This window comes from Mesorhizobium sp. M0998, from assembly GCF_040318885.1.
Taxonomy (GTDB): domain Bacteria; phylum Pseudomonadota; class Alphaproteobacteria; order Rhizobiales; family Rhizobiaceae; genus Mesorhizobium.
Window position 1 is genome coordinate 1 of record NZ_JAMYND010000116.1, and the last position, 1221, is coordinate 1221.

The following is a 1221-nucleotide window of genomic DNA, read 5'->3' on the forward strand; positions in this document are numbered from 1 at the left end:
CGACGGATGACATCGACAAGCCTGATTTCGACTTTTTCGATTCCTGTTGCGTTTCTTTGTTCGGCTCAGGTGAGCCTGTTTCTTCGTCCCGGCCCACAGGATTTCCCATGCGAGCGTGTCGAGACGCAGTCAAGGCTGGCCGGTGCGATGGCGCCGCTGCCGGCTGCGAGGTTTCCAGGCCACGCCTTGACGGCGTCGAGCACGGCGCCGTTCTGGAGCGGACCGAGGGCGTAGGTCGTGCCGCCAGATTTCCTTGTGCTATATTTGTCCGGCACGGACGACCACGTGGCAAAGAGTGGTGCGAGAGGATGAGAGTGCCGCCACGCAGCCGTTATAGTCGTTCCTCGTTTGTGGCGTCCGTGCGCCGCTTCGGCCCGCGTGACCGCCAATGCCGAACCATTAGCTCGTAGGCACGTTCGGCATTCTCGGCCGCGGCTTTCTCGCTGTTTCGCAACTCCTTCACGTTGTAGGCGTAAGCCGAACCGCGGCGACCGGCACCGCGCTCGCCCGGCGCGCCGGCCTTGAGAGCGAGCTGCCTCTGCTTTGCCGCCACCAGCGCCGGGCGAGCCCAGAAGTAGTCCTGCTCCTTTGTCAGCAGATGCCAGATCAGCACGGCGAGCTTGCGGGCGACCGCCACAGCTGCGACCTGATGACCACGCTTGTTACGGATGCGTAGGAAGAAGGCCCTGAGCGGTCCGGGCGCCTTCGCCGCCGCCCAGGCGGCCTCGACCAGCATGGCGCGGGCATGGCAACGCCCATGTTTGCTGATCCGGCCATATTGCGCCAAGCCAAGACCGGATTGGCGCACACGCGGATTGAGGCCGAAGTAGCTCACCAGCTTCTGCGGCTCGCGGAACCGCCGGATGTCGCCGACCGCGGCGATGATACCCCTCGCGACGATGACATTGACGCCGGTGATCGTCTGAAGCCGCCGGACTTGCGCATCATCAACCGCTTCCCGGGCGATGTCGCGATCGAGGTCAGCCAGATCCTCGGCCAGGCGATCGATCTCGCGGATGTGGCGGGCGATAGCGGCCCGCTCCGTCGTCGGGAAGCACCTGCCGCTCGAGCGCGACCGCAATTGTTGAACAGATCGGCATGCGGGCACTTCGGCACGAGGTGCGCCTGCAGGATGCCATGCACCTCGTTCTTCACGCGCGTGCGATGCCGCACGACCTGGTTGCGCCGCGCGACGAGGCGGCGAAGCCGCTCGGTCCGCTC

Annotated in this window: 1 protein-coding gene; it reads right to left on the minus strand. The window is 65.4% G+C overall.

Annotated features, from left to right (window positions below; translation table 11 throughout):
- Positions 1–331: 331 nt before the first annotated feature.
- Positions 332–1081 carry a transposase gene (locus NKH59_RS33340; RefSeq protein WP_353024476.1) on the minus strand — a complete coding sequence of 250 codons (750 nt, stop codon included), beginning with the start codon at positions 1079–1081 and terminating at the stop codon, positions 332–334.
- Positions 1082–1221: the final 140 nt, after the last annotated feature.